Source organism: Escherichia sp. KTE114, from assembly GCF_000407765.1.
Classification (GTDB): Bacteria; Pseudomonadota; Gammaproteobacteria; order Enterobacterales; family Enterobacteriaceae; genus Escherichia; species Escherichia ruysiae.
Genome location: NZ_KE136626.1, coordinates 761,130 through 784,313, shown reverse-complemented (window position 1 = coordinate 784,313; position 23,184 = coordinate 761,130). Strand labels below are relative to the sequence as shown.

Genomic DNA, 23,184 nt, shown 5'->3' with positions numbered 1-23,184 from the left:
TGAGACGACACGGAAGCTCCCAGTTTTGTTTAGATGTTATCTGTAACATCAAATGATTTGATTTCTGTCTTTTCATATTTTTTCATGACGTAATTATTATCAAAGTTAATAAATTATATCATCATAGAGACTAATTATTTAGAGTCTCTAAAGTTAGTCGCTATGTCGATGAGAAACTTTTTACTGAGAGGTATTCATCTTTGCGTTATTTTCGAGTTTACAGAGAGGATACCCCATGACATTATATTCTTACAAAGCATGGGGGTGACTGTATGAATAGTCAAAATGCTTTTAGTAATATGAGGCTTGCTGTTAGAGGAGATATACCCGGTAACTCTACATTAGTTCTTAAAAAGATTAGGTTTTACAATTGTGCTATTATTTATCTTCGCAATGCCCAATTACTGGTTAAAACGATAGATGGGGGCGTTATTAATATTCCACCTGAATCAATATGTTATATCGAGAAAAATACAGTCATTGATGTTACACTTAACGTGTTAGGTAAAGGCATGCCTTATGATATCTTTCATATAGATAATAATATGTTAAGTTGTATCTGCAAAGTTATGGAACCTTTGTTACTGAATCCACATAAAGTCGGCCCTATGCGAAGTAGAATTTTTAATTGCATGGCGGATAAGACAGATACAGAGATATTTAAAATGATAACAGAAGCAAATGTTCCTCATCATAGACTAATTTATAATATTACTTATTTGTTATCTAAAGTTGATGATATTGAATCCTTGGTTTGCTCATTATCTGTTTCAACAGACTCTACTTTCACAGAAAAACTAAAGTTAATAATAGAATCTGATCTGTCAAAATCATGGCGATTAGTCGATCTGGCAAATGTTTTACATATGTCAGAAGTCTCAATTCGGAAAAAACTTGAAAAAGAAAATAATAATTTTAATAATTTGATTCTGGATATTAGAATGCAACATGCAGCAAGATTGATAACTACGACTGAAAAACATATTAATAGTATATCTGATGAGGTTGGATATGTTAGTACATCATATTTTATCCGTAATTTTAAAAGTTATTTTGGTATAACACCAAAACAGTTTTCCTTGAAAGTAAAAAGAAAATTATAATTAATATTGTATATATAATATAGGCAGAAGCAGTTCTTACTGATTTTTAATCGATTTTCTGTGAGGTGATAATGGTATGTCTTTTTAATAAGTTGTACCCGTCTAGGACGAGTCCCTTTTCTATATCTTAAGAATAATGTTACTTTTTTACCAAAAATGATTCTGTTGCGCAGGGAATAGTCGGGGATATCCTATAGTACTGAACGTTCATTCCCCCAGAATGAGAAGTTGAACATGCCTCCATAGCGATTAGTGTTCCGGACTCGAATCGTTGAACGATATCCTGCAATTTGGAGCATGAGATGTTTCTATTCTATGCAACAGAATCATCATTAATCCAGACGCAGACCTGAAAAACAGGCTTGGCAATATCGATACCAACAATCCTGATCGTGTTCATGTGATATTACTCCCGGATTAATGCAGTCAGTAAAAGCATGGCACTGACTGCATTAAGAAGGGACGTCCATCATATCACGAAACAAAAGCTCCCACCAACATCGCCACTGAAGTCCTGCACAGTATCGGTGAACTTGTAACTATCCCGTATAATCATTCTATACACATTTATTGGCTTGAGGAGTCAACTACTGATACGTTAATTCGCCATTATCTACATATATAGCGGTTTACTTAAATAATAGCGAATTATTTACCCATGGGCTCAATTAATCTTCGAATATAAAAACATCCACAAGCTAAAACTATTATTGTTTTTCGAAAAAAATAAAAGAATATGATAAAATAATATTGGTGAGCGAAATAAATGAAGAATTGTGCCTCGCAATGATATAAAATAAAAAACAATAAATACAAAAACACTTAAACGCCATATGGGGTTGTTTATTACTTGCTTTTATTTTTGTGGCTTTGTCCTTCATTATGTAATGTGGATATGGAGTTGCTATTATTTTCTAAATAATCTTAGGTGACGCAATGTAATGTAATTTAATTATTGCAATGTAAATATGCTAATTGCACTACTATAAAATCTGTATTGTGGATGTGCTTTTTACAGGCGTGGGCTGAATTTTTATTTTTTTTACTGCAATTAATAAAGGTAACTGGAAGCTTTTTATTAATAAAGGCATAGTTCTATTTGTTGGTATTATGTTATAAATGTTATGGAGTCTTACCCGTGAACAGAATATATTCACTTAAGTATTGTCACCTTACTCAAGGGCTTATAGCTGTATCAGAATTAGCATCCCGAGTATCCTCTAAAACTGGTCGAAAACTTCTCGCTACATTTATAGTTTCCGCCTTGTCTTATGGTGCTGCTGAACATGCCTATGCAGCACAGATGGATGCCCGAAATTTCTGGATCCGTGATTATCTCGATTTGGCACAGAATAAAGGTGTATTTCAGCCTGGAGCATATGGGGTAAAAACGCCATTAAAAAATGGTGGTGAATTCAGTTTTCCTGAAGTAACGATCCCTGATTTTTCTCCAGTATCCGCTAAAGGTGCAACAACTGCTATTGGTAATGCCTACAGTGTTACAGCAAGTCATAATGGCACTATTCACCATGCCATTCACACTCAGACATGGGGACAGTCAGACTACCATTATGTTGATCGGGTGACCAAAGGCGACTTTGCAGTCCAGCGTCTGGATAAGTTTGTCGTTGAAACTGCTGGTGCGACTGATAAAGTCGATTTTAGCTTATCTTCATCAGAAGCGCTTGAACGTTATGGTGTTGAGTTTAATGGCAAGAAACAAATAATAGGCTTCCGGGTTGGTTCTGGTGCCACTGGAGTGACGTCGTACGGTGTGGGGCAGGCATATAACCCCTTATTACGCAGCGCTTCTATGTTTCAGTTAAACTGGAATAACATGTACGCCAGTAATAATATCGGTGGGTTTCATAACGAAGTGACTGGAGGAGACAGTGGCTCCGGATTCTATCTTTTTGATAATCAGAAAAAGAAATGGGTTTTTCTGGGGACGTTGACCGGAAAAGTGTACTCAAACAAGGGGGCCTGGACAATTTTTGCCCGCTATGACCAAAACGCGGTTGATACCCTGAAAGACGTATTTACTCAGAATATTAACCTGAAAGGTCATAAAGCGACGTTCAATAGCAATGATTTTTCTGTAAACGGAAAGACGACGGCTATTGAACTGACTAAGGGGAATAAAAATAAAGACCTCAGTTTTCATGGCGGCGGAACAATTGAACTCACCGATAACCTGGATTCAGGAACCGGAGGAATGATTTTTGATGAGGGGCAACATTATTCGGTCACTGGGAAAGATAAAACCTATAAAGGGGCGGGTATTGATATCGGAAAAGGGACGGTTGTTAACTGGTCGGTTAAAGGAGTGGCAAACGATAACCTGCACAAAACAGGAGCCGGGACACTGAATGTCAATGTGACCCAGGGGAATAACCTGAAAACGGGTGACGGTACCGTTTTTCTTAATGCAGAAAAAGCGTTTAATGCTATCTATGTTGCCAGCGGTCGCGGAACGGTCAAACTGGGGCAGGTTGATGCGCTGGATAAAAACAGTGATTACAGAGGCATTTATTTTACCAGTCGGGGGGGGACACTGGATTTAAACGGGTTCAGCCAGTCGTTTAAAAAGATAGCGGCAACGGATGTTGGTACAGTAATCACCAATACATCAGATAAAAAAGCGACTCTTTCCTTACAAAACGCCGCGCGTTATATCTATCACGGCAACATCACGGGAAATACGGATATCGAACATGCCGGAACACAAAAAAATGCCGACAGCAGCCTGATTATTGACGGAAACATTGATACGCACAATGACATCACCATACGGAATTCCCAGCTTCGGTTACAGGGGCATGCCACAACACATGCAATATTCCGTGAGGGCCCCCGATTCTGCTATGTCCCCGGAGTTCTTTGTGACAAAGATTATGTTGCTGATTTTGCCAAACTGGAAAGTGAGGCAAATAAGAAAAATAACAGTGCCTATAAAACAAATAACCAGGTGGCTTCTTTTGAACAACCTGACTGGGAAACCCGGCATTTCCGATTTAAGACTCTGAATCTGGAAAACTCAGAATTCACAACTGCACGTAACTCAGTTGTTGAAGGTGATATTGTTGCATCGAATTCAACGCTGAAACTGGGGGGCGACGTTCCGGTATTCATTGATATGTATGATGGCATCAATATCACCGGTAATGGTTTTGGCTTCCGCCAGGACGTCCGGGAAGGACGCTCAGCAGACGATGGCAGTAGCAGCTATACGGGCAATATTACGCTGCAAAAAGGCTCCACGCTGGACATCAACAACCGGTTCACTGGCGGGATTGAAGCCCATGACAGTACCGTGACAGTTACCTCACCAAATACCCTGTTGCGGGACAACGGTATCTTCGTGAATTCCACTCTTTCTGTCCGTGACGGCGGTCATCTGACGGCACAAAAAGGCCTCTACAGTGACGGTCGGGTTCAGATTGGGAAGAACGGTACGCTTTCCCTGAGCGGCACGCCGGAGAATGGCGCTGATAATACCTGGATGCCGGTACTGACATACATGACAGAAGGCTATGATTTAACCGGCGATAACGCCACGCTGGACATCAGCCAGCAGGCGCATGTTTCCGGGGATATTCATGCAACCAGTTCATCCAACATTCGTATTGGCTCTGAAAACCCGGGCTCAGTTTCCTCTTCTGTCTCCCCTGTTCTGGCTGCCGGGTTGTTCAGTGGATATAACGCGGCGTACTACGGCGCCATCACCGGCGGTAAGGGAAACGTCAGGATGAACAGTGGTCTGTGGCAGCTGACCGGAGACTCCGACATCAGCAGTCTGACGACCCGCAACAGCCGGATTCAGTCTGAAGAAAACGGTGCCTTCCGTACCCTGACGGTAAACACGCTTGACGCCACGGGCAGTGATTTTGTCCTGCGCACTGACCTGAAGGACGCCGATAAAATCAGCGTGACGGGGAAAGCCAGCGGTTCAGACAACACCCTGAATGTCAGCTTTATGAAGAACCCGACCCCGGGGCAGTCCCTGAACATCCCGCTGGTCAGTGCGCCGGCCGGAACATCAGGGGATATCTTTAAGGCCGGCACCCGGGTGACAGGCTTCAGCCGGGTAACACCGACGCTGCGTGTTGACACCAGCGGCGGCAGTACGCAATGGATTCTGGATGGTTTCCAGACGGAAGCCGATAAAGCGGCTGCAGCGAAGGCGGACAGTTTCATGAATGCCGGCTACAAAAACTTTATGACGGAAGTAAACAACCTGAACAAACGTATGGGTGAGCTGCGTGACACGAACGGAGATGCCGGCGCCTGGGCCCGTATCATGAACGGCGCCGGTTCAGCCGATGGCGGGTACAGCGATAATTACACTCACGTTCAGGTCGGCTTTGACAAAAAACATGTGCTGGACGGTGTCGACCTGTTCACCGGTGTCACGATGACCTATACCGACAGCAGTGCAGACAGTGATGCGTTCAGCGGGAAGACAAAATCCGTGGGGGGCGGTCTGTATGCTTCAGCACTGTTTAATTCCGGTGCCTATATCGATTTGATTGGTAAATATATTCACCATGACAATGACTACACAGGCAACTTTGCCGGTCTGGGTACGAAGCACTACGGAACGCACTCCTGGTATGCCGGCGCGGAGACGGGTTACCGTTATCACCTGACGGAAGACACTTTTATTGAGCCTCAGGCCGAACTGGTTTACGGCGCAGTGTCCGGGAAAACATTCCGCTGGAAAGACGGTGAGATGGATCTGAGTATGAAGAACAAGGATTTCAGCCCGTTGATTGGCAGAACAGGGATTGAACTGGGCAAAACATTCAGTGGTAAGGACTGGAGTGTGACAGCCCGTGCCGGAACCAGCTGGCAGTTTGACCTGCTGAATAATGGCGAGACGGTTCTTCGCGATGCCTCCGGAGAGAAACGGATTAAAGGAGAGAAGGACAGCAGGATGTTGTTCAATGTCGGCATGAACGCACAGATAAAGGACAACATGCGCTTTGGTCTGGAGTTTGAGAAATCAGCCTTTGGTAAATACAACGTGGATAACGCGATAAACGCGAATTTCCGTTATATGTTCTGACAGGCAGAGGCCCCTGAAAAGGGGCCTGTAGTGATGTTACTCCCGGATTAATGTAGTTAGTAAATGTATGGCACTGACCACCTTGGGAAGGGGAGACATCACATCACTACAAATTCCGGCAATTGCGTACGTGGCAACGGCAAGTTATTTAATCTCAAACGTAAACCGTGGATCATGCCGGATGAAGTAGGCGTCGCTACCGTCGTGAATATAATTGATACGTGCCCGAGCGGCGCGCTGAAATACCGTCATAAATAAGTGAGGGTCATAATAAATTTTACATCAATGATGCCCAGGGAAATCAAATAGCTGAAATTGTCTTTGTGCCGACCGGAGAGAATTTAGCGATTATCGAACATACCGATGTTGATGAAAGCCTGAAAGGGCAGGGGATTGGTAAACAACTGGTAGCGAAAGTCGTGGAAAAAATGCGCTGGGAGAAACGGAAAATTATCCCACTGTGCCCGTTTGCGAAACACGAATTTGATAAAACGCGCGAGTATGATGATATTCGCAGTTGATGGTGCGAAGGCAGGAAGGACGTTTTCCCAAAAGCAAAACCCGCCTTGTGGGCGGGTTTTTAGGAATTAGTGGTGCCCGGACTCGGAATCGAACCAAGGACACGGGGATTTTCAATCCCCTGCTCTACCGACTGAGCTATCCGGGCAACGGGGCGCATTAAACCGTAATCTGCACATCTCGTCAACCTAATTTCAGTAAAAGCGATTCAACTGCTTAAGATTGCGGCAAATTGCTTCTTTTCTGTGTTTCTGTCAGGTCAATGCACCACCCTGGCGGCAGCGGGCGAAGCGCAGAATATCTTCCGCCAGCCGGTGTGCAGTGTCGACATCCGCCTGGCTACGATTCACCAGCATTCGGCTCAGGCAACCTTCCAGCACCAGTTCCATCTGCTTTGCCACCATCGCCGGATCGTCAACTTCCAGCGTGGTTAATAGTTCGTGGGTGAAATCGTAGGCCGAGCTTTTTTGCTGATCGGCCAGTTGATGAATAGGGTGGCCAGGATCGGGATAAAACGTACAGGCAGCGATAAATAGACAGCCCGGATAGCGGTTGTTTTTAACGCACTCTGATAACGCCTGATAACGCGCCAGCAGCTTTTGTTCGGCGGTTTGCGTTTCGTCCAGCATCAACTGACGACGCCAGACATCTATCTGTTGGCTAAGATAGCGCAGCGCGTCGTAGAGGATCGCCTCTTTGTCCGGCCAGAAGCGGCGCAGCTCGTCCAGTGGATAATCCACACGTTCAGCAACCATCTCCAGCGTGGTGTTGGCAATCCCTTGTAATTCTAATAATTTCAGGGCTTCTCCCAGTACATCTTCACGTTGCACGCTATTTTCCTCCGTCTTTCCCACTGCAAGTGTCGTTCACGGTTGGCGATCGCGCAAATGTGCGCTGAAGGTTTCAGCATCCATAAAGCCCGTGACGCGTGCTTGTGGATGCTCCTGGCCTTGTTCGTCAAAAAAGAGAATTGTCGGCAGGCCAAGGACATTTAGATGTTTTAACAGCGCCACATCTTGTGTGTCGTTGGCGGTGACATTGGCCTGAAGTAAGACCGTGTTAGCCAACGCTTTTTGCACCTGTGGGTCGCTAAAGGTGTATTTCTCGAACTCTTTACAGGCAACGCACCAGTCGGCGTAGAGATCTAACATTACCGGTTTGCCTTTGGCTTCAACGAGCGCCTGATTTAACTCATCCACCGTTTTGATTGGTGTAAAGTTGAGATGCGCCTGAGTTTGCGCGGTATGCGTCGCACCAAATAACCAATCCTGGAGTGGGCGCACGCTAACCAGCGCCGCTGCCAGCAGGATTATTTGCACTACGCGCATCCAGCCGCGTTTGGCCTGTAAGCTGGTGACAAAGGCCCAGCCAAAGAATGCGACGCCAAGCGCCGACCACAAGCGTAATCCCCATATATCACCAATCACCCGCTCAAGCAGGAAGACCGGCAGCGCGAGGATCACAAAACCAAACGCGGTTTTGACCTGTTCCATCCACGGACCGCTTTTCGGCAGCAGACGGTTGCCAAAGACGGTAATTAACATCAGCGGTAGACCCATGCCCAGCGCATAGAGATAAAGCGTGCCGCCGCCCAGCCACATGTTACCGCTTTGGGCGATATACAGCAGAATCGCGCTAAGTGGCGCGGTGGTGCATGGTGAGCAGATCAAACCGGCAATCGCCCCCATAACAAACACACCGCCGGGCGAGCCGCCCTGTTGGCGATTGCTCATCAGCGTGAGGCGCGTTTGCAGTGAAGAGGGGAGTTGTAGGGTAAATAAGCCAAACATCGACATCGCCAGCAACGTAAAGACGATGGCGAGGCCAATGAGCACGTAAGGGTGCTGTAGCGCCGCCTGAAACTGTAATCCGGCTGCGGCAACTACCAGACCCAGCGCCGTGTAGGTCAGCGCCATCCCTTGCACATAAATAAAGGTCAGCAACAATGCTCTGGCGGTGGAGAGCCGCTGTTTACCGCCCAGCACGATGCCGGAAATCAGTGGGTACATCGGTAGTACGCAGGGGGTGAAGGCTATGCCGATACCTATCAACAATGCCCAGAGCGCAGAAAAGGGCAATTGCGCGGCGGACTGCTCTTGCTGCGGAACAGACATCGGCTGTGGCGCTGCGTTGTTGGCAACCACTTCGCTTAACGGTACGGTTTTGGTTTCTGGCGGATAGCAGAAACCAGCGTCAGCGCAGCCCTGGTAAGTGACAGTTAATGTCGCGCCAGCCGTAGCCTGGTTGATGGTCACTGGAAGCGTCAGCCGCTTGCGATAAATCTCGCTTTTGCCGTAAAACTCATCGTCATGCCAGACGCCTGGCGGTAACTGCACGTCGGCAATTTTCGCTTGTTCAGGCGTGATGCGGATCTGTTTACGGTAAAGGTAATAACCGTCTTTGATCTGCCAGGTTAGATTAAGATCATGTTGGTTTTGCTGAAAATCAAAAGCAAAAGCCTGATCCGCTGGGACAAATTGTGAACGTCCTGGCGCGTCGAATAATCCGGCGAAAACGGAAGTGCTGCAAAGTAGCAGGATCAGCGTAAAGATGCGTTGAGCCATGAGAGGTAATCTGTGTCTCCGTGTGTAACAGGTAAAACCAGAAGCTCCGGGGTTTGATATGGATGATGAGACTTCAGGCATTCCAGCAGCGCCTGCTGGTGAGCTTTGTCGGTTTTTAAGATCATCTGTACTTCATATTCCTGTTCCAGCTTACCTTCCCAGTAATAGAGAGAGGTTGCGCCGGGGATCAGGGTTGCGCAGGCCGCCAGTTTTTCTGCCAGCACTTTGGCGGCTAAATCCTGGGCTGTCGCTTCATCCGGCGCAGTACACAGCACCACGACAGACGCGGTATTCGAACTTTTATCATCAAGCATAAACACCTCGCAAGAACAGATGGAACCGCAAGAGAGAGGTCACTATACAACGGACGAGGGAAGGATGTTAGTCGGCGGGAAAGAAAGCGGGGCGTGAACGCCCCGCGATTTGTCATTACAGCATGAAGCTACCCAGCACGAAGCCGAAGCAAACGGCCAGGGCAACACCCAGAGTACCTGGGATGAAGAACGGATGGTTGAAGACGAATTTACCGATACGAGTTGTACCCGTGTCATCCATCTGTACCGCAGCAACCAGCGTCGGGTAGGTCGGCAGAATGAACAGACCAGACACCGCAGCGAAAGAAGCAACAGCGGTCAGCGGAGAAACGTTCAGCGCCAGAGCCATCGGCATCAGTGCTTTTGCGGTTGCAGCCTGAGAGTACAGCAGAGCAGAAGCAAAGAAGAAGATGACAGCCAGCAGCCACGGATGACCCTGAATCACTTCACCAGCGGTATCTTTGATCCAGTCGATGTTGTTGGAAACGAAAGTATCGCCCAGCCATGCAACGCCCAGGATACAAATACAGGCGCTCATACCTGCTTTGAAGGTGCTGGAGTTGAGGATGTTGTCGGTATCAACTTTACAGATAACGGTAGTCAGAGTTGCAACGCTGAGCATGATGATCAGGATTGCGTTGGTGGTGTTCATCAGCGGTTTTTCAACCAGACCCATGCTCGGGCTGTTGATGATTGCATAGATAACCACGCCAACTACGCCCAGCAGGAACAGCCAGACGGAAGTTTTTGCACCGGATTTGATTTCAATCTGCTTTTCACCGCGCAGTTCAACCAGGCCTTCTTCCAGACGCTTACGATAAATCGGATCGTCAGACAGTTTGGAGTTGAACAGCATAGTGACCAGGAAGGACATCACCAGAACCGCCAGCAGGGTGGACGGGATGACCACAGAGAGCAGGTGGAGGTAGCTGATGCCATGACCTTCCATTACGGAAGACATGTAAACCACTGCCGCTGAGATTGGCGATGCGGTGATCGCAATCTGCGCGGAAACCACTGCAGTAGACAGTGGACGGCAAGGTTTAACGCCTTGTTCCTTCGCAACTTCAGCGATCACTGGCAGCGTTGCCAGAGAGATGTTGCCAGTACCCGCAAAGATTGTCAGGAAATAAGTCACGATCGGAGCGAGGATCGTGATGTATTTCGGGTTACGGCGCAGCAGCTTTTCTGTCTGATGAACCAGATAGTCCAGACCACCAGCAACCTGCATGGCAGAAATAGCGGCGATAACCGCCATGATAATGGAAATGACATCGAACGGGATGTTACCAGGTTTGACGCCGATAGCGGCAAGAACCAGCACCCCCAATCCGCCTGCAAAACCAATACCTATTCCCCCCAGTCTGGCGCCCAAGAAGATCGCCAGCAAAACTATGATGAGTTCTACAACTAGCATATTAGCCTTCCTTGTTTTTTAACAAGTTGATATTAGATTGTTATTTTTAAGTTACTACACACAAGAAAAAAGGCACGTCGTCTGACGTGCCTTTTTTATTTGTACTACCCTGTACGATTACTGTTCGCTTTCATCAGTATAGCGTTTTGCTTTGTAAGCCGGGTGCATCAGATTCTGTACGGAGAAAATATCGTCAAGTTCCGCTTCAGTCAACAGACCGCGTTCCAGAACGACTTCACGTACACTCTTACCGGTTTCGGCACAGATTTTACCCACGATGTCACCGTTGTGGTGACCGATGAACGGGTTCAGGTAAGTGACGATACCGATAGAGTTGTAAACGTAACCTTCGCACACTTCTTTGTTAGCAGTGATGCCGTTAACGCATTTTTCCAGCAGGTTGTAGCAAGCGTTGGTCAGGATGTGAACGGATTCAAACATGGCCTGGCCAATGACCGGCTCCATAACGTTCAGCTGTAGCTGACCTGCTTCTGCTGCCATGGTAACAGTGATGTCGTTACCGATGACTTTGAAGCATACCTGGTTAACCACTTCCGGAACAACCGGGTTTACTTTAGCTGGCATGATGGAAGAGCCCGCCTGCAGTTCCGGCAGGTTGATCTCGTTCAGGCCGGCACGTGGGCCAGAAGAGAGCAAGCGCAGGTCGTTACAGATTTTGGACATCTTCACAGCCAGACGTTTCAGCGCGCCGTGAACCATAACGTAAGCACCGCAGTCAGAGGTCGCTTCGATCAGGTCTTCAGCCGGAACGCATGGGAAGCCAGTGACTTCAGCCAGTTTTTTCACTGCCAGCGGAGAGTACTCTTTCGGCGTGTTCAGGCCAGTACCGATTGCCGTTGCGCCGAGGTTAACTTCCAGCAGCAGTTCAGCGGTACGTTGGATGTTTTTCACTTCTTCTTTCAGCAGGATGCTGAAAGCGCGGAATTCCTGACCAAGGGTCATCGGTACTGCGTCCTGCAGCTGGGTACGACCCATTTTCAGGATGTCCTGGAATTCGACAGCTTTACGTTCAAAGCCTTCACGCAGTTGGTTAATTGCATCTACCAGTTTAATCAGGGAAGAGTAAACCGCGATACGGAAACCGGTTGGGTAGGCGTCGTTAGTGGACTGACATTTGTTAACATGGTCGTTCGGGTTCAGGTACTGATATTCACCTTTCTGGTGACCCATCAGTTCCAGACCGATATTGGCCAGCACTTCGTTGGTGTTCATGTTTACGGAAGTACCTGCGCCGCCCTGGTAGACGTCTACCGGGAACTGATCCATGCATTTTCCGTTATTCAGGACTTCATCACATGCGGCAATGATTGCATTCGCTACACTTTTAGGAATGGTTTGCAGCTCTTTGTTTGCCATAGCTGCGGCTTTTTTAACCATTACCATACCGCGAACAAATTCAGGAATATCGCTGATTTTGCTGTTGCTGATATAGAAGTTTTCAATCGCTCTCAGAGTGTGAACACCATAGTAGGCATCAGCTGGAACTTCCCTGGTACCCAACAGATCTTCTTCGATACGAATGTTGTTTGACATGTGAACCTTCTTTTTCAAGCTGCCAATGATTTGCTTTAAACACACAGAATATATGTGGTTTCGAATGTTTTTCGACCGACGATTATCCCCTGCATCGGCCGAATACCCGGGATCATATGCTGCTTGAGGATTTCTACCGTAATCTGGATCACTTTAAGTGTCGGTTTTTACCCCTTAATTATTAATTTGTGAAATAGATCACCGCTTTGGGATTACTACCAAAAATAGTTGCGCAAACATCTTGAAATTTTGCTAATGACCACAATATAAGCTGAACGCGATTCGCAACCCATTCAGGCGTCCGGATTTAACCGGTTGCTATTACAGGAGAAACCTTTGCGCTGGTTACCTTTTATTGCCATTTTCCTTTATGTCTATATTGAGATTTCAATTTTTATTCAGGTTGCCCATGTTCTGGGGGTATTGCTGACCCTCGTACTGGTTATATTCACATCGGTTATCGGTATGTCACTGGTACGTAACCAGGGCTTTAAGAATTTCGTGCTGATGCAGCAAAAAATGGCGGCGGGTGAAAACCCAGCGGCGGAGATGATTAAAAGTGTTTCGTTGATCATTGCCGGTTTGCTGCTTTTATTGCCGGGCTTTTTCACCGATTTCCTGGGGCTTCTGCTTTTATTACCGCCGGTGCAAAAGCATCTGACAGTGAAGCTGATGCCGCATCTACGTTTTTCCCGGATGCCGGGCGGCGGTTTTAGCGCCGGGACCGGTGGTGGTAATACTTTTGATGGTGAGTATCAGCGAAAGGATAATGACCACGACCGTCTTGATCATAAAGACGATCGCCAGGATTAATGTCAAAACGCCGGATTATGTGGTTATGCCATTTTCCGGCGTTTTTCGTTTTGGCAAAAACAGCCATAACCCCGCCAGCATGATTAGCGCATAGAGACTTTTCCAGCCGACCATTGCCAGTAACAGAACGCATAACAGCCCGCCAATCACCGCCAGTACGCGATAACGTCCTTGCAATAATTTACAGCCTGCCAACATGCACAACAGGTAAATCATAATAAAGATGCCGTTGGCATAAATAATGAGTGCGTCCAGATTGATCCCTAAAGCGTGAATCACCAACGTGCTTACTACGCAACAGCCGAGCACCGCATTGAGGGCATTATTCGGGATATGGCGAGAAGAGAGGCGTGCCAGGTAGTGCTCAGGATTATGTTGCGCCTGTGACCAGACCAGGCGGGCGAAGCTCTGTATATAAATGTTGAGACTGGCAAAGCAGGCCAGATAGCCAATCACGCAGGCAATCCATAACGCCCCTACACCGAATAGCTGCACCACAATTTTGGGAAGCGATGCAGCCGCCGCCATTTTTTCACCATAGGCGTCGAAGTGTAAGACGACTACCGTACAGCCCCAGTAGACTAATCCTGCCAGCAGCAGACCTATCATCAAAGCGCGCGGAAAATCACGCTCTGGATTTTTAAATTCCGAAGCGAGATGGGCAAATGCCTCCAGACCGACAAAGCACCAGAACATCACCGATAACGCAGCAAATAACCCGGAAAGTTCGATATCACCTGGCGCAGGGAAGGGGATGTTCGCAGGTTTGATATCGCCCGCCCACCAGATGGCAACAATCAGTGCGACGATAAGCCCGGCAATGACCGTTTGTAGATTAGCACTGGAACTGGCACCGCGAGTACCGATATACCACACCAGCGCCAGTGTACCGAGTTCTGCCAACAATAGTTGCCAGCTATGCCAGCCAAACATCGCCTGACCGAACCCGGCAGCAATTTGTAGCGCGGCGGGCAAACCCACGGGAATAACCGATAAAAACAGCCAGCCGGTGACTCGCTCAAGTCGCGAGCCGAACGCCATACCGACGAAGTGCGCGACGCCGCCCGCGCTGGGGTAGTGGCGACCCAGAATCGCAAACACAATTGCAATCGGGAACACTAAGATAATCAAAACTGGCCACGCCCACAGGCTATTATTGCCTGCCACCAGAGCAGCTAACGCCGGAACGGCAAACACGCCAGTGCCTAATAATGACGTCGATAGCAGGCCGATACCCTGGGCCAGCCCCAATTCTTGTTTGAGTCCACTCATGGGTTGAAGTCCGATTGCGCCCAAATTTTGGGCAACTGCGTAGATTTTCGATGGTAGCACAATCAGATTCACTTATGACGGCGATGTCGAAATTGCGATGAAACGTGAGGTGAATCAGGGTTTTCACCCGATTTTGTGCTGATCAGAATTTTTTTTCATTTTCCCCCTTGAAGGGGAGATGCCTCATCCCCATTTCTCTGGTCACCAGCCGGGAAACCACGTAAGCTCCGGCGTCACCCATAACAGATACGGACTTTCTCAAAGGAGAGTTATCAATGAATATTCGTCCATTGCATGATCGCGTGATCGTCAAGCGTAAAGAAGTTGAAACTAAATCTGCTGGCGGCATCGTTCTGACCGGCTCTGCAGCGGCTAAATCTACCCGTGGCGAAGTGCTGGCTGTCGGCAATGGCCGTATCCTTGAAAATGGCGAAGTGAAGCCGCTGGACGTGAAAGTTGGCGACATCGTTATTTTCAACGATGGCTACGGTGTGAAATCTGAGAAGATCGACAATGAAGAAGTGTTGATCATGTCCGAAAGCGACATTCTGGCAATTGTTGAAGCGTAATCCGCGCACGACACTGAACATACGAATTTAAGGAATAAAGATAATGGCAGCTAAAGACGTAAAATTCGGTAACGACGCTCGTGTGAAAATGCTGCGCGGCGTAAACGTACTGGCAGATGCAGTGAAAGTTACCCTCGGTCCGAAAGGCCGTAACGTAGTTCTGGATAAATCTTTCGGTGCACCGACCATCACCAAAGATGGTGTTTCCGTTGCTCGTGAAATCGAACTGGAAGACAAGTTCGAAAACATGGGTGCGCAGATGGTGAAAGAAGTTGCCTCTAAAGCGAACGACGCTGCAGGCGACGGTACTACCACTGCAACCGTACTGGCTCAGGCTATCATCACTGAAGGTCTGAAAGCTGTTGCTGCGGGCATGAACCCGATGGATCTGAAACGTGGTATCGACAAAGCCGTTACCGCTGCAGTTGAAGAACTGAAAACGCTGTCCGTACCGTGCTCTGACTCTAAAGCTATTGCTCAGGTTGGTACTATCTCCGCTAACTCCGACGAAACCGTAGGTAAACTGATCGCTGAAGCGATGGACAAAGTCGGTAAAGAAGGCGTTATCACCGTTGAAGACGGTACTGGTCTGCAGGACGAACTGGACGTGGTTGAAGGTATGCAGTTCGACCGTGGCTACCTGTCTCCTTACTTCATCAACAAGCCGGAAACTGGCGCAGTAGAACTGGAAAGCCCGTTCATCCTGCTGGCTGACAAGAAAATCTCCAACATCCGCGAAATGCTGCCAGTTCTGGAAGCTGTTGCAAAAGCAGGCAAACCGCTGCTGATCATCGCTGAAGATGTTGAAGGCGAAGCACTGGCAACTCTGGTTGTTAACACCATGCGCGGCATCGTGAAAGTCGCTGCGGTTAAAGCACCGGGCTTCGGCGATCGTCGTAAAGCAATGCTGCAGGATATCGCAACCCTGACTGGCGGTACTGTAATCTCTGAAGAGATCGGTATGGAGCTGGAAAAAGCGACTCTGGAAGACCTGGGTCAGGCTAAACGTGTTGTGATCAACAAAGATACCACCACCATCATCGATGGCGTGGGTGAAGAAGCTGCAATCCAGGGCCGTGTTGCTCAGATCCGTCAGCAGATTGAAGAAGCAACTTCTGACTACGACCGTGAAAAACTGCAGGAGCGCGTAGCGAAACTGGCAGGCGGCGTTGCAGTTATCAAAGTAGGTGCTGCTACCGAAGTTGAAATGAAAGAGAAAAAAGCACGCGTTGAAGACGCCCTGCACGCGACCCGTGCTGCGGTAGAAGAAGGCGTGGTTGCTGGTGGTGGTGTTGCGCTGATCCGCGTAGCGTCTAAACTGGCTGACCTGCGTGGTCAGAACGAAGACCAGAACGTGGGTATCAAAGTTGCACTGCGTGCAATGGAAGCTCCGCTGCGTCAGATCGTCCTGAACTGCGGTGAAGAACCGTCTGTTGTTGCTAACACCGTTAAAGGCGGCGACGGCAACTACGGTTACAACGCAGCAACCGAAGAATACGGCAACATGATCGACATGGGTATCCTGGATCCAACCAAAGTAACTCGTTCTGCTCTGCAGTACGCAGCTTCTGTGGCTGGTCTGATGATCACCACCGAGTGCATGGTTACCGACCTGCCGAAAAACGATGCAGCTGACTTAGGCGCTGCTGGCGGTATGGGCGGCATGGGTGGCATGGGCGGCATGATGTAATTGCCCTGCACCTCGCAGAAATAAAGAAACCCCCGGGCAGAAATGTCTGGGGGTTTTTCTTTTGGTCATCTTTCTAGTATAAGATTCAGACACGGACGACGCGAGTTGCGTCCAGCTCATTGATTATGGGGAATAACATGCACGTAAAATACTTAGCAGGGATTGTCGGTGCCGCGCTACTGATGGCGGGTTGTAGCTCCAGCAACGAATTGAGTGCTGCCGGTCAGAGTGTACGCATTGTTGACGAGCAGCCAGGTGCCGAGTGCCAACTGATTGGTACTGCGACAGGTAAGCAAAGTAACTGGCTTTCCGGGCAACACGGTGAAGAAGGCGGTTCTATGCGCGGTGCAGCAAACGATCTGCGCAACCAGGCGGCAGCAATGGGCGGTAATGTGATTTATGGTATCAGCAGCCCGTCGCAGGGGATGTTGTCCAGTTTTGTTCCGACTGATAGCCAGATTATCGGCCAGGTTTATAAGTGCCCGAACTGATGTGATTCAGAGGCTGGCTGACAAACGTGTAATTGCCTGATGCGCTTCGCTTATCAGGCCTACATCGAGCATTGCAACTGATTGAATATTCGAGAATTTGTAGGCCGGATAAGGCGTTTTCGCCGCATCCGGCATGATCAACGATCACGTTATCAGTAATTCCAGGCTGGATGGCTCCAGCCTCGCATTCAAAAAGATGAGATTATTTCGCCTGTGGCGCGGCCTTGCTGATGGACTGAACTCGTAAGTGATGTATTGCGCGTAAGCATTGATCCTGAGTCAGCGGTTGGGCGTTATTTGCTGCTACTGTACGAACGTAAACCTGAGATGGCACACCCGCGAGTTTTTTCAGCCGTGGACTGAAATCAAGCATCCGGCGTGTGATAGCCTCAATTTCTTTACCCGCTTTCGCTTCACGCGTTTTCACCACCGCGCCGCTAAATTGTTCTTTGCCACTTTCATCTTTAAAGCGATAAAGCACCGCCAGATAATGGCTAAACAGATTATGTTTCCATTCCGGCTGAGAATAAGTGTCATATTCCAGATTGCCATTGTCCTGGCAGTCGACGTCATATAACGGCAGGAAATCTAATAGCGATGTAATACGCAATGCCAGTTCACGCATTTCAGCATTATTAATTGCATGAATGATTGCTCGCGCCAGCATTTCAATCTGCAACTCATTAACGACTAACTCACATTTGCTACCGTCATGTAGCGTTAATACGAAGGTAAGATTTTCGCCCTGATTTTCGGTAAGTTCCAGCGTGTTAACCCGGCGATTAATATCGGCATTTTTAAGCTCATCAACCAGAATTTCTGGGATATTCTCTGCCATTTTCTTCATAACTTTATCGCGAGCCTGCTCATACTGAATACGTGTATCAGCATCCAGTTTATGCTTTTGATGCAGACGACTTTCTAGCGCAATCAGTAGGTCGCGTAGTTCCATGACAGACATAAAGAATAACGATTCTTTATTGCGAGGCTCTTTAATTTTCAGCGCCAGTGCAATGAAATTATTACTCTTGCGAATAACACCGGTATTAACACCCTTGATGCTTATGGCCATGTAGGTTCTCCCTAACCATTTCTCAATCAAATAATTAATTTTAATTAATAAGCCAGGTAAATGGGCTTGCTAGTAATAGTTGTTAAAATAACATAAATAGCAGTGCTCACTCTATATATAAACAGAAAAGAAAAGTTAATTATTGGTGTTGGCTATATAAAGAGTAAAAATAGCAACGTAAATGAATAATTAAAGGTTATGCAACGGGCAAAGATTAAACTTCCCTGTTTAATGACCTGTCTCTGTTCTCGTATTCGTTGCTCTTGGCGGATGCGGCATAAATGCCTTATCCTGCCTACAGCTCATTGAGTTTCAATGCACGATGTAGGCCTGACAAGCGAAGCGCATCAGGCAATTTTCTGTTTAACTTCCCTGTTAATCAGTTACTGCTGGCGTAGCTGGAGATCCAGAGGCGTTTTGCTGGGTTCACCGCCAATCTCGCGCGCCAGTTTCGGCACCAGATATCCGGACACCAGTGTCAGCAACTCACGCATAATCTGCCGTGCTTCGTCATCACTCACCATAAAATGCGCCGCGCCCTGTACTTTATCGAGCACATGCAGGTAATACGGCATCACGCCGGCATCGAACAACGCATTACTCAGGTTTGCCAGCGTTTGTGCGTTATCATTCACGCCACGTAACAGAACGCTCTGGTTCAGCAAAGTCACGCCCACGCGGCGCAACTTAGCCATTGCCTGACGGAATGTTTCATCTACCTCATTGGCATGGTTGATGTGGTTCACCAGCAAGATTTGCAGCGTAGAACGGGCAAAGCGTTCAACCAGCGCCTCTGTGATGCGCGCCGGGATCACAATCGGCAGACGGCTGTGGATGCGCAGACGTTTGATATGCGGGATTGCTTCCAGTTGCGTCAGCAGCCAGTCCAGCTCGTGATCTTTCGCCATCAACGGATCGCCGCCGGAGAAAATAATCTCGTCCAGTTCCGGATGCGCCGCAACATACTCAAGTGCCGCCTGCCAGTTACGTTTGTTGCCCTGATTTTCGGCATACGGGAAGTGGCGACGGAAACAGTAGCGACAATTTACCGCGCAGCCGCCTTTAACCAACAGTAGCGCCCGGTTGTGGTATTTATGCAACAAACCAGGCACTACGCTGTGCTGTTCTTCCAGCGGGTCGGTGGAGAATCCGGGCGCGACGACAAACTCATCTTGCGAGGTAAGTACCTGACGCAAAAGTGGATCGTCAGGATTGCCTTTCTCCATGCGATCGATAAATGAGCGGGGCACGCGCAGGGCAAACAGCTTTTTGGCGCTGCGTCCGGCCAACAGTTTTTCGTCCGCGTCTATATTCAAAAGACGCAGAAGTTCATCAGGATCGGTCACAACATCGGCAAGTTGCGTTAACCAATCTTCTCTGGATGGGGTATTTAGGGTTACAATATGCGCCATTTTGTGGCTTAGCTACCAATTAACAAATTTCAGAGGGCCTTATGGCAACGTACTATAGCAACGATTTTCGTGCTGGTCTTAAAATCATGTTAGACGGCGAACCTTACGCGGTTGAAGCGAGTGAATTCGTAAAACCGGGTAAAGGCCAGGCATTTGCTCGCGTTAAACTGCGTCGTCTGCTGACTGGTACTCGCGTAGAAAAAACTTTCAAATCTACTGATTCCGCTGAAGGCGCTGATGTTGTCGATATGAACCTGACTTACCTGTACAACGACGGTGAGTTCTGGCACTTCATGAACAACGAAACCTTCGAGCAGCTGTCTGCTGATGCGAAAGCAATTGGCGACAACGCTAAATGGCTGCTGGATCAGGCAGAGTGCATTGTAACTCTGTGGAATGGTCAGCCGATCTCCGTTACTCCGCCGAACTTCGTTGAACTGGAAATCGTTGATACCGATCCGGGTCTGAAAGGCGATACCGCAGGTACTGGCGGCAAACCGGCTACCCTGTCTACTGGTGCTGTGGTTAAAGTTCCGCTGTTCGTACAGATCGGCGAAGTCATCAAAGTGGATACCCGCTCTGGTGAATACGTCTCTCGCGTGAAGTAATGCGGTTGTGGTGCGGCCTGCTGGCTGCACCATCACTTATTCAGGTCAGAGATGATGAAACGCCTTATCGTTCTTGTTTTGCTTGCCAGCACGCTGCTTACGGGCTGTAACACCGCTCGGGGTTTCGGCGAAGACATCAAACATCTTGGTAATTCCATCTCCCGCGCTGCCAGCTAATTTATTCTTCACTTCCTAAAAATCATCAGATTTCCGTCATTTTTGGTGATGTTGTCTATTATTAATTTGCTATAGGCAAACACAAATAACATTACCTAAAAGGAAGACGTTATGGTTAAGAAGACAATTGCAGCGATCTTTTCTGTTCTGGTGCTTTCAACAGTATTAACCGCCTGCAACACCACGCGTGGCGTTGGTGAAGACATCTCTGATGGCGGTAACGCGATTTCTGGCGCAGCGACGAAAGCGCAGCAATAAGCAATAACGGTACGGCAGATTTGTCGTGCCGTTTGTTTTTCTCGGCGGTAATCACTGCCGTAACCGTTGAAATTTCCTCTTAAATCGGCAAAATACCTCCCTCACCATCAGCTTTGCAGGACGACCTGCGAACGCTTCTTTTCACCGGGGACGGCCCCAAATCTCCGGAGTCTGATATGTCCTGGATTATCTTAGTTATTGCTGGTCTGCTGGAAGTGGTATGGGCCGTTGGCCTGAAATATACCCACGGTTTTAGTCGCCTGACGCCAAGTGTTATTACCGTGACGGCGATGATCATCAGTATGGCGCTACTTGCCTGGGCGATGAAATCGTTACCTGTAGGGACGGCTTATGCGGTCTGGACGGGAATTGGCGCAGTCGGTGCGGCGATTACCGGCATTGTACTGCTCGGTGAGTCCGCTAACCCGATGCGCCTGGCAAGTCTGGCATTAATCGTACTGGGGATTATTGGTCTGAAACTTAGCACCCATTAACTGCCGGGCTGCTGTACCCAAATAAACTTACTGACATCAAACCCTTCCCGGGTCGCGACTGCCAGCATCTCCTGTTTAACTTCGTCAGAAATGGTTGGGGTGCGGGAGAGTATCCACAGGTAATCGCGATCCGGGCCGCAAACCAGCGCATGGCGGTACTCCCGATCTAGCGCAATGACGTTATAGCCGCCATAGAAAGGGCCAAAGAACGACACTTTCAGCGCGGCGCGAGTTGGTGCGCCGGTAAAGTACGCTTTCCCTTCACTCTGCTGCCACATTTCTCTGTCAGGGTTATAGCCTTTATTAATGACATTCAGGCCGCCATCATCCCGTAGGCTGTATGTTGCGGTGACTTTTTCCAGTCCACGTTCAAAGCGGTGATCAAAACGGGCAATCTCATACCACGTACCCAGATAGCGTTTGGTATCGAAATTATTTACCACAGTAACGCCACGTGGCGGTGTAGGTGAACTACAGGCAACGACCAGAAATGCCGCTGTCGCTGCGGCAACGAGAGGGAGCAGGCGCATAGATGTTTCCTTACTGGTTTTTTTCTAAGTGTAGATGACAGCAAGGAAAAGCGGATAAAAGGTCCGAAAATTCGGACCATCTGCGTTGTTATTGCAAAGCGTTGAGAATTTGCCAGGCGGCAGCGACTCTCGCTGGATTCGGATAGTTTTTGTTAGCCAGCATCACAATCCCCAGCTCTTTCTCTGGAATAAATGCGATGTAGCTACCAAACCCGCCGGTCGCGCCTGTTTTATGTACCCATGATGCACGTACCGCAGGGGCAGGCGGAGTAATCGCTTTTACTGGTCGTGCTGCCAGCGCAATTTTACTGTCGCTGCCATTAATGATGCTGTCTGGATCCACCGGCCAGTCCAGCATTTCCCAGCCCAGGCCTTGATACATGTCGCCAGTTTGCCAGTAGCGAGATTGTGCCAGTTGTATCCCTTGTTGAAGCGTTTTCTCATTGATATCAATGGGTTTTAAATTGCTTTGCACCCAGCGGGCCATATCTTCAATTGTCGACTTCACACCATAAGCTTCAGCATCTAATGCCCCTGGCGAAACATGCACTGCCTTACCTTCGTGATATCCCCAGGCGTAATTCTTTTCTTCTGCGGGCGGCACATTAATCCACGTATGGTTGAGTTTGAGTGGCTGGAAAACACGAGTTTGCATCGCCTGTTCAAAGCTCAAACCAGATGGTTTCACAGCCAACGCGCCGAACAAACCGATACTGGAGTTGGCATACAGACGTTGTGTTCCTGGTGCCCAGGTGGGCTGCCAGTTTTGATAGAAACGTAGCAAGTCGCCTGAGGACTTCACTTCATCGGGCACCTGTAACGGCAGGCCGCCAGCGGTGTAGGTTGCAAGATGTAATAGCGTGATCCCGTTCCACTGTTTAGCAGTAAGTTCAGGCCAGTATTTTGTCGCGGGATCGCTTAGGTTGATTTCCCCTCGTGCAATAGCGTCGCCACCGAGCACACCCGTAAATGTTTTGCTGACAGAACCTAACTCAAACAACGTTTGCTGTGTGACGGGCTGCTTTTTTGCTACGTCCGCATAGCCCCAGGTAAAGTAATAGGGCTTGCCCTGATAAATCACCGCAACCGCCATACCAGGGATTTTTTGTTGCTCTATAAGCGGATTAATTGCGCGATGCACAATATCGTTGATTTGTTGAGGGGCAGCAAATGTGGAGCAAGAGGCGGTAATTAATAAGGCGCAGAGCGTCGTTTTGAACATAGGTCTGGTTTCCATACAAAACGGCCCGCCATAGGCG

General features: G+C 48.2%; 21 protein-coding genes, 1 tRNA gene and 1 pseudogene. 12 read left to right on the top strand and 11 right to left on the bottom strand.

Annotated features, from left to right (window positions below):
* Positions 1–272: 272 nt before the first annotated feature.
* The 4 genes and pseudogenes from WC5_RS16790 (at position 273) to WC5_RS0121925 (ending at position 6,692) form a co-directional block, all read left to right on the top strand.
* The gene (locus WC5_RS16790; RefSeq protein ID WP_016231488.1) at positions 273–1,103 is read left to right on the top strand and encodes an AraC family transcriptional regulator; all 831 of its coding nucleotides are present in this window, start codon (positions 273–275) and stop codon (positions 1,101–1,103) included.
* Positions 1,104–2,241: 1,138 nt separating this feature from the next.
* Positions 2,242–6,171 (top strand): autotransporter outer membrane beta-barrel domain-containing protein, encoded by a 3,930-nt coding sequence (locus tag WC5_RS16795; protein ID WP_016231487.1) that lies wholly within the window; start codon positions 2,242–2,244, stop codon positions 6,169–6,171.
* A gap of 102 nt (positions 6,172–6,273) precedes the next feature.
* Positions 6,274–6,429 (top strand): annotated as a pseudogene (yjdI, locus tag WC5_RS0121930) (4Fe-4S mono-cluster protein YjdI); the annotation flags it as partial.
* A complete protein-coding gene (locus WC5_RS0121925) occupies positions 6,426–6,692 on the top strand; it encodes a GNAT family N-acetyltransferase (protein ID WP_024192186.1) in 267 nt (88 codons plus the stop codon). The pseudogene yjdI and the gene WC5_RS0121925, both read left to right, overlap by 4 nt.
* A 70-nt stretch (positions 6,693–6,762) precedes the next feature.
* On the opposite strand, the gene WC5_RS16800 is transcribed toward WC5_RS0121925, so the two are convergent.
* From WC5_RS16800 to aspA, 6 genes are all read right to left on the bottom strand, one after another.
* Positions 6,763–6,838, bottom strand: a tRNA-Phe gene (locus WC5_RS16800).
* 106 nt (positions 6,839–6,944) lie between these two features.
* On the bottom strand, positions 6,945–7,520 hold the full coding sequence (locus tag WC5_RS16805) for a transcriptional regulator (RefSeq protein WP_010349609.1): 576 nt from the start codon (positions 7,518–7,520) through the stop codon (positions 6,945–6,947).
* 36 nt (positions 7,521–7,556) lie between these two features.
* Positions 7,557–9,254, bottom strand: coding sequence for a protein-disulfide reductase DsbD (dsbD, locus tag WC5_RS16810; RefSeq protein ID WP_000068950.1), 1,698 nt, complete (start codon positions 9,252–9,254; stop codon positions 7,557–7,559).
* Entirely contained in the window at positions 9,230–9,568 is a 339-nt protein-coding gene (gene cutA / locus WC5_RS16815; RefSeq protein ID WP_000883313.1) for a divalent cation tolerance protein CutA, read from the bottom strand. Before cutA ends, dsbD begins: the two co-directional genes overlap by 25 nt.
* Positions 9,569–9,683: 115 nt before the next feature.
* Positions 9,684–10,985 carry an anaerobic C4-dicarboxylate transporter DcuA gene (dcuA, locus tag WC5_RS16820; protein ID WP_000961959.1) on the bottom strand — a complete coding sequence of 434 codons (1,302 nt, stop codon included), beginning with the start codon at positions 10,983–10,985 and terminating at the stop codon, positions 9,684–9,686.
* Between the two features lie 117 nt (positions 10,986–11,102).
* Positions 11,103–12,539 carry an aspartate ammonia-lyase gene (aspA, locus tag WC5_RS16825; protein WP_010349613.1) on the bottom strand — a complete coding sequence of 479 codons (1,437 nt, stop codon included), beginning with the start codon at positions 12,537–12,539 and terminating at the stop codon, positions 11,103–11,105.
* Positions 12,540–12,875: 336 nt separating this feature from the next.
* Here aspA and WC5_RS16830 point away from each other — a divergent pair, with 336 nt between their 5' ends.
* On the top strand, positions 12,876–13,352 hold the full coding sequence (locus WC5_RS16830) for an FxsA family protein (RefSeq protein ID WP_001267449.1): 477 nt from the start codon (positions 12,876–12,878) through the stop codon (positions 13,350–13,352).
* A gap of 15 nt (positions 13,353–13,367) precedes the next feature.
* Here WC5_RS16830 and yjeH read toward each other — a convergent pair whose 3' ends face one another.
* On the bottom strand, positions 13,368–14,624 hold the full coding sequence (yjeH, locus tag WC5_RS16835; RefSeq protein WP_000015829.1) for an L-methionine/branched-chain amino acid transporter: 1,257 nt from the start codon (positions 14,622–14,624) through the stop codon (positions 13,368–13,370).
* Positions 14,625–14,899: 275 nt separating this feature from the next.
* Here yjeH and WC5_RS16840 point away from each other — a divergent pair, with 275 nt between their 5' ends.
* The 3 genes from WC5_RS16840 (at position 14,900) to WC5_RS16850 (ending at position 17,374) form a co-directional block, all read left to right on the top strand.
* Positions 14,900–15,193, top strand: a complete 294-nt coding sequence (locus WC5_RS16840) for a co-chaperone GroES (protein WP_001026276.1) — start codon at positions 14,900–14,902, stop codon at positions 15,191–15,193.
* Positions 15,194–15,236: 43 nt separating this feature from the next.
* Positions 15,237–16,883: a chaperonin GroEL gene (groL, locus tag WC5_RS16845; RefSeq protein ID WP_000729121.1), complete on the top strand. Its 1,647-nt coding sequence runs from the start codon at positions 15,237–15,239 to the stop codon at positions 16,881–16,883.
* Between the two features lie 137 nt (positions 16,884–17,020).
* Positions 17,021–17,374, top strand: a complete 354-nt coding sequence (locus WC5_RS16850; RefSeq protein ID WP_000558209.1) for a DUF4156 domain-containing protein — start codon at positions 17,021–17,023, stop codon at positions 17,372–17,374.
* Positions 17,375–17,576: 202 nt separating this feature from the next.
* Here WC5_RS16850 and WC5_RS16855 read toward each other — a convergent pair whose 3' ends face one another.
* A complete protein-coding gene (locus WC5_RS16855; RefSeq protein ID WP_001008065.1) occupies positions 17,577–18,446 on the bottom strand; it encodes a YjeJ family protein in 870 nt (289 codons plus the stop codon).
* A 383-nt stretch (positions 18,447–18,829) separates the two neighbouring features.
* A complete protein-coding gene (gene epmB / locus WC5_RS16860; protein ID WP_000940511.1) occupies positions 18,830–19,858 on the bottom strand; it encodes an EF-P beta-lysylation protein EpmB in 1,029 nt (342 codons plus the stop codon).
* Positions 19,859–19,899: 41 nt separating this feature from the next.
* Between epmB and efp the strand changes: the two genes are divergently transcribed.
* The 4 genes from efp to sugE all read left to right on the top strand — a co-directional run bounded on the left by efp (position 19,900) and on the right by sugE (position 21,395).
* A complete protein-coding gene (gene efp, locus WC5_RS16865; protein ID WP_000257278.1) occupies positions 19,900–20,466 on the top strand; it encodes an elongation factor P in 567 nt (188 codons plus the stop codon).
* 51 nt (positions 20,467–20,517) lie between these two features.
* Positions 20,518–20,643: a lipoprotein antitoxin entericidin A gene (gene ecnA, locus WC5_RS0121915; RefSeq protein ID WP_000977757.1), complete on the top strand. Its 126-nt coding sequence runs from the start codon at positions 20,518–20,520 to the stop codon at positions 20,641–20,643.
* Between the two features lie 111 nt (positions 20,644–20,754).
* Positions 20,755–20,901, top strand: coding sequence for a lipoprotein toxin entericidin B (gene ecnB, locus WC5_RS16870; RefSeq protein WP_000239596.1), 147 nt, complete (start codon positions 20,755–20,757; stop codon positions 20,899–20,901).
* Positions 20,902–21,077: 176 nt separating this feature from the next.
* Positions 21,078–21,395 (top strand): quaternary ammonium compound efflux SMR transporter SugE, encoded by a 318-nt coding sequence (gene sugE / locus WC5_RS16875; protein WP_000118476.1) that lies wholly within the window; start codon positions 21,078–21,080, stop codon positions 21,393–21,395.
* Here the strand turns inward: sugE and blc are convergent.
* Positions 21,392–21,925, bottom strand: a complete 534-nt coding sequence (gene blc, locus WC5_RS16880; RefSeq protein WP_001238382.1) for a lipocalin Blc — start codon at positions 21,923–21,925, stop codon at positions 21,392–21,394. The two genes, sugE and blc, sit on opposite strands and share 4 nt — an antisense overlap.
* 88 nt (positions 21,926–22,013) lie before the next feature.
* Entirely contained in the window at positions 22,014–23,147 is a 1,134-nt protein-coding gene (locus WC5_RS16885; RefSeq protein WP_000477367.1) for a BlaEC family class C beta-lactamase, read from the bottom strand.
* Between the last annotated feature and the right edge of the window lie 37 nt (positions 23,148–23,184).

Bases quoted from the DNA above. Each gene is read 5' to 3' on its own strand.
- WC5_RS16855 (WP_001008065.1), bottom strand. From the start codon at position 18,446: ATGGCCATAAGCATCAAGGGTGTTAATACCGGTGTTATTCGCAAGAGT.
- blc (WP_001238382.1), bottom strand. From the start codon at position 21,925: ATGCGCCTGCTCCCTCTCGTTGCCGCAGCGACAGCGGCATTTCTGGTC.
- dcuA (WP_000961959.1), bottom strand. From the start codon at position 10,985: ATGCTAGTTGTAGAACTCATCATAGTTTTGCTGGCGATCTTCTTGGGC.
- aspA (WP_010349613.1), bottom strand. From the start codon at position 12,539: ATGTCAAACAACATTCGTATCGAAGAAGATCTGTTGGGTACCAGGGAA.
- WC5_RS16790 (WP_016231488.1), top strand. From the start codon at position 273: ATGAATAGTCAAAATGCTTTTAGTAATATGAGGCTTGCTGTTAGAGGA.
- groL (WP_000729121.1), top strand. From the start codon at position 15,237: ATGGCAGCTAAAGACGTAAAATTCGGTAACGACGCTCGTGTGAAAATG.
- yjeH (WP_000015829.1), bottom strand. From the start codon at position 14,624: ATGAGTGGACTCAAACAAGAATTGGGGCTGGCCCAGGGTATCGGCCTG.
- WC5_RS16850 (WP_000558209.1), top strand. From the start codon at position 17,021: ATGCACGTAAAATACTTAGCAGGGATTGTCGGTGCCGCGCTACTGATG.
- WC5_RS16885 (WP_000477367.1), bottom strand. From the start codon at position 23,147: ATGTTCAAAACGACGCTCTGCGCCTTATTAATTACCGCCTCTTGCTCC.
- WC5_RS16840 (WP_001026276.1), top strand. From the start codon at position 14,900: ATGAATATTCGTCCATTGCATGATCGCGTGATCGTCAAGCGTAAAGAA.
- epmB (WP_000940511.1), bottom strand. From the start codon at position 19,858: ATGGCGCATATTGTAACCCTAAATACCCCATCCAGAGAAGATTGGTTA.
- cutA (WP_000883313.1), bottom strand. From the start codon at position 9,568: ATGCTTGATGATAAAAGTTCGAATACCGCGTCTGTCGTGGTGCTGTGT.
- dsbD (WP_000068950.1), bottom strand. From the start codon at position 9,254: ATGGCTCAACGCATCTTTACGCTGATCCTGCTACTTTGCAGCACTTCC.
- efp (WP_000257278.1), top strand. From the start codon at position 19,900: ATGGCAACGTACTATAGCAACGATTTTCGTGCTGGTCTTAAAATCATG.
- sugE (WP_000118476.1), top strand. From the start codon at position 21,078: ATGTCCTGGATTATCTTAGTTATTGCTGGTCTGCTGGAAGTGGTATGG.
- ecnA (WP_000977757.1), top strand. From the start codon at position 20,518: ATGATGAAACGCCTTATCGTTCTTGTTTTGCTTGCCAGCACGCTGCTT.
- ecnB (WP_000239596.1), top strand. From the start codon at position 20,755: ATGGTTAAGAAGACAATTGCAGCGATCTTTTCTGTTCTGGTGCTTTCA.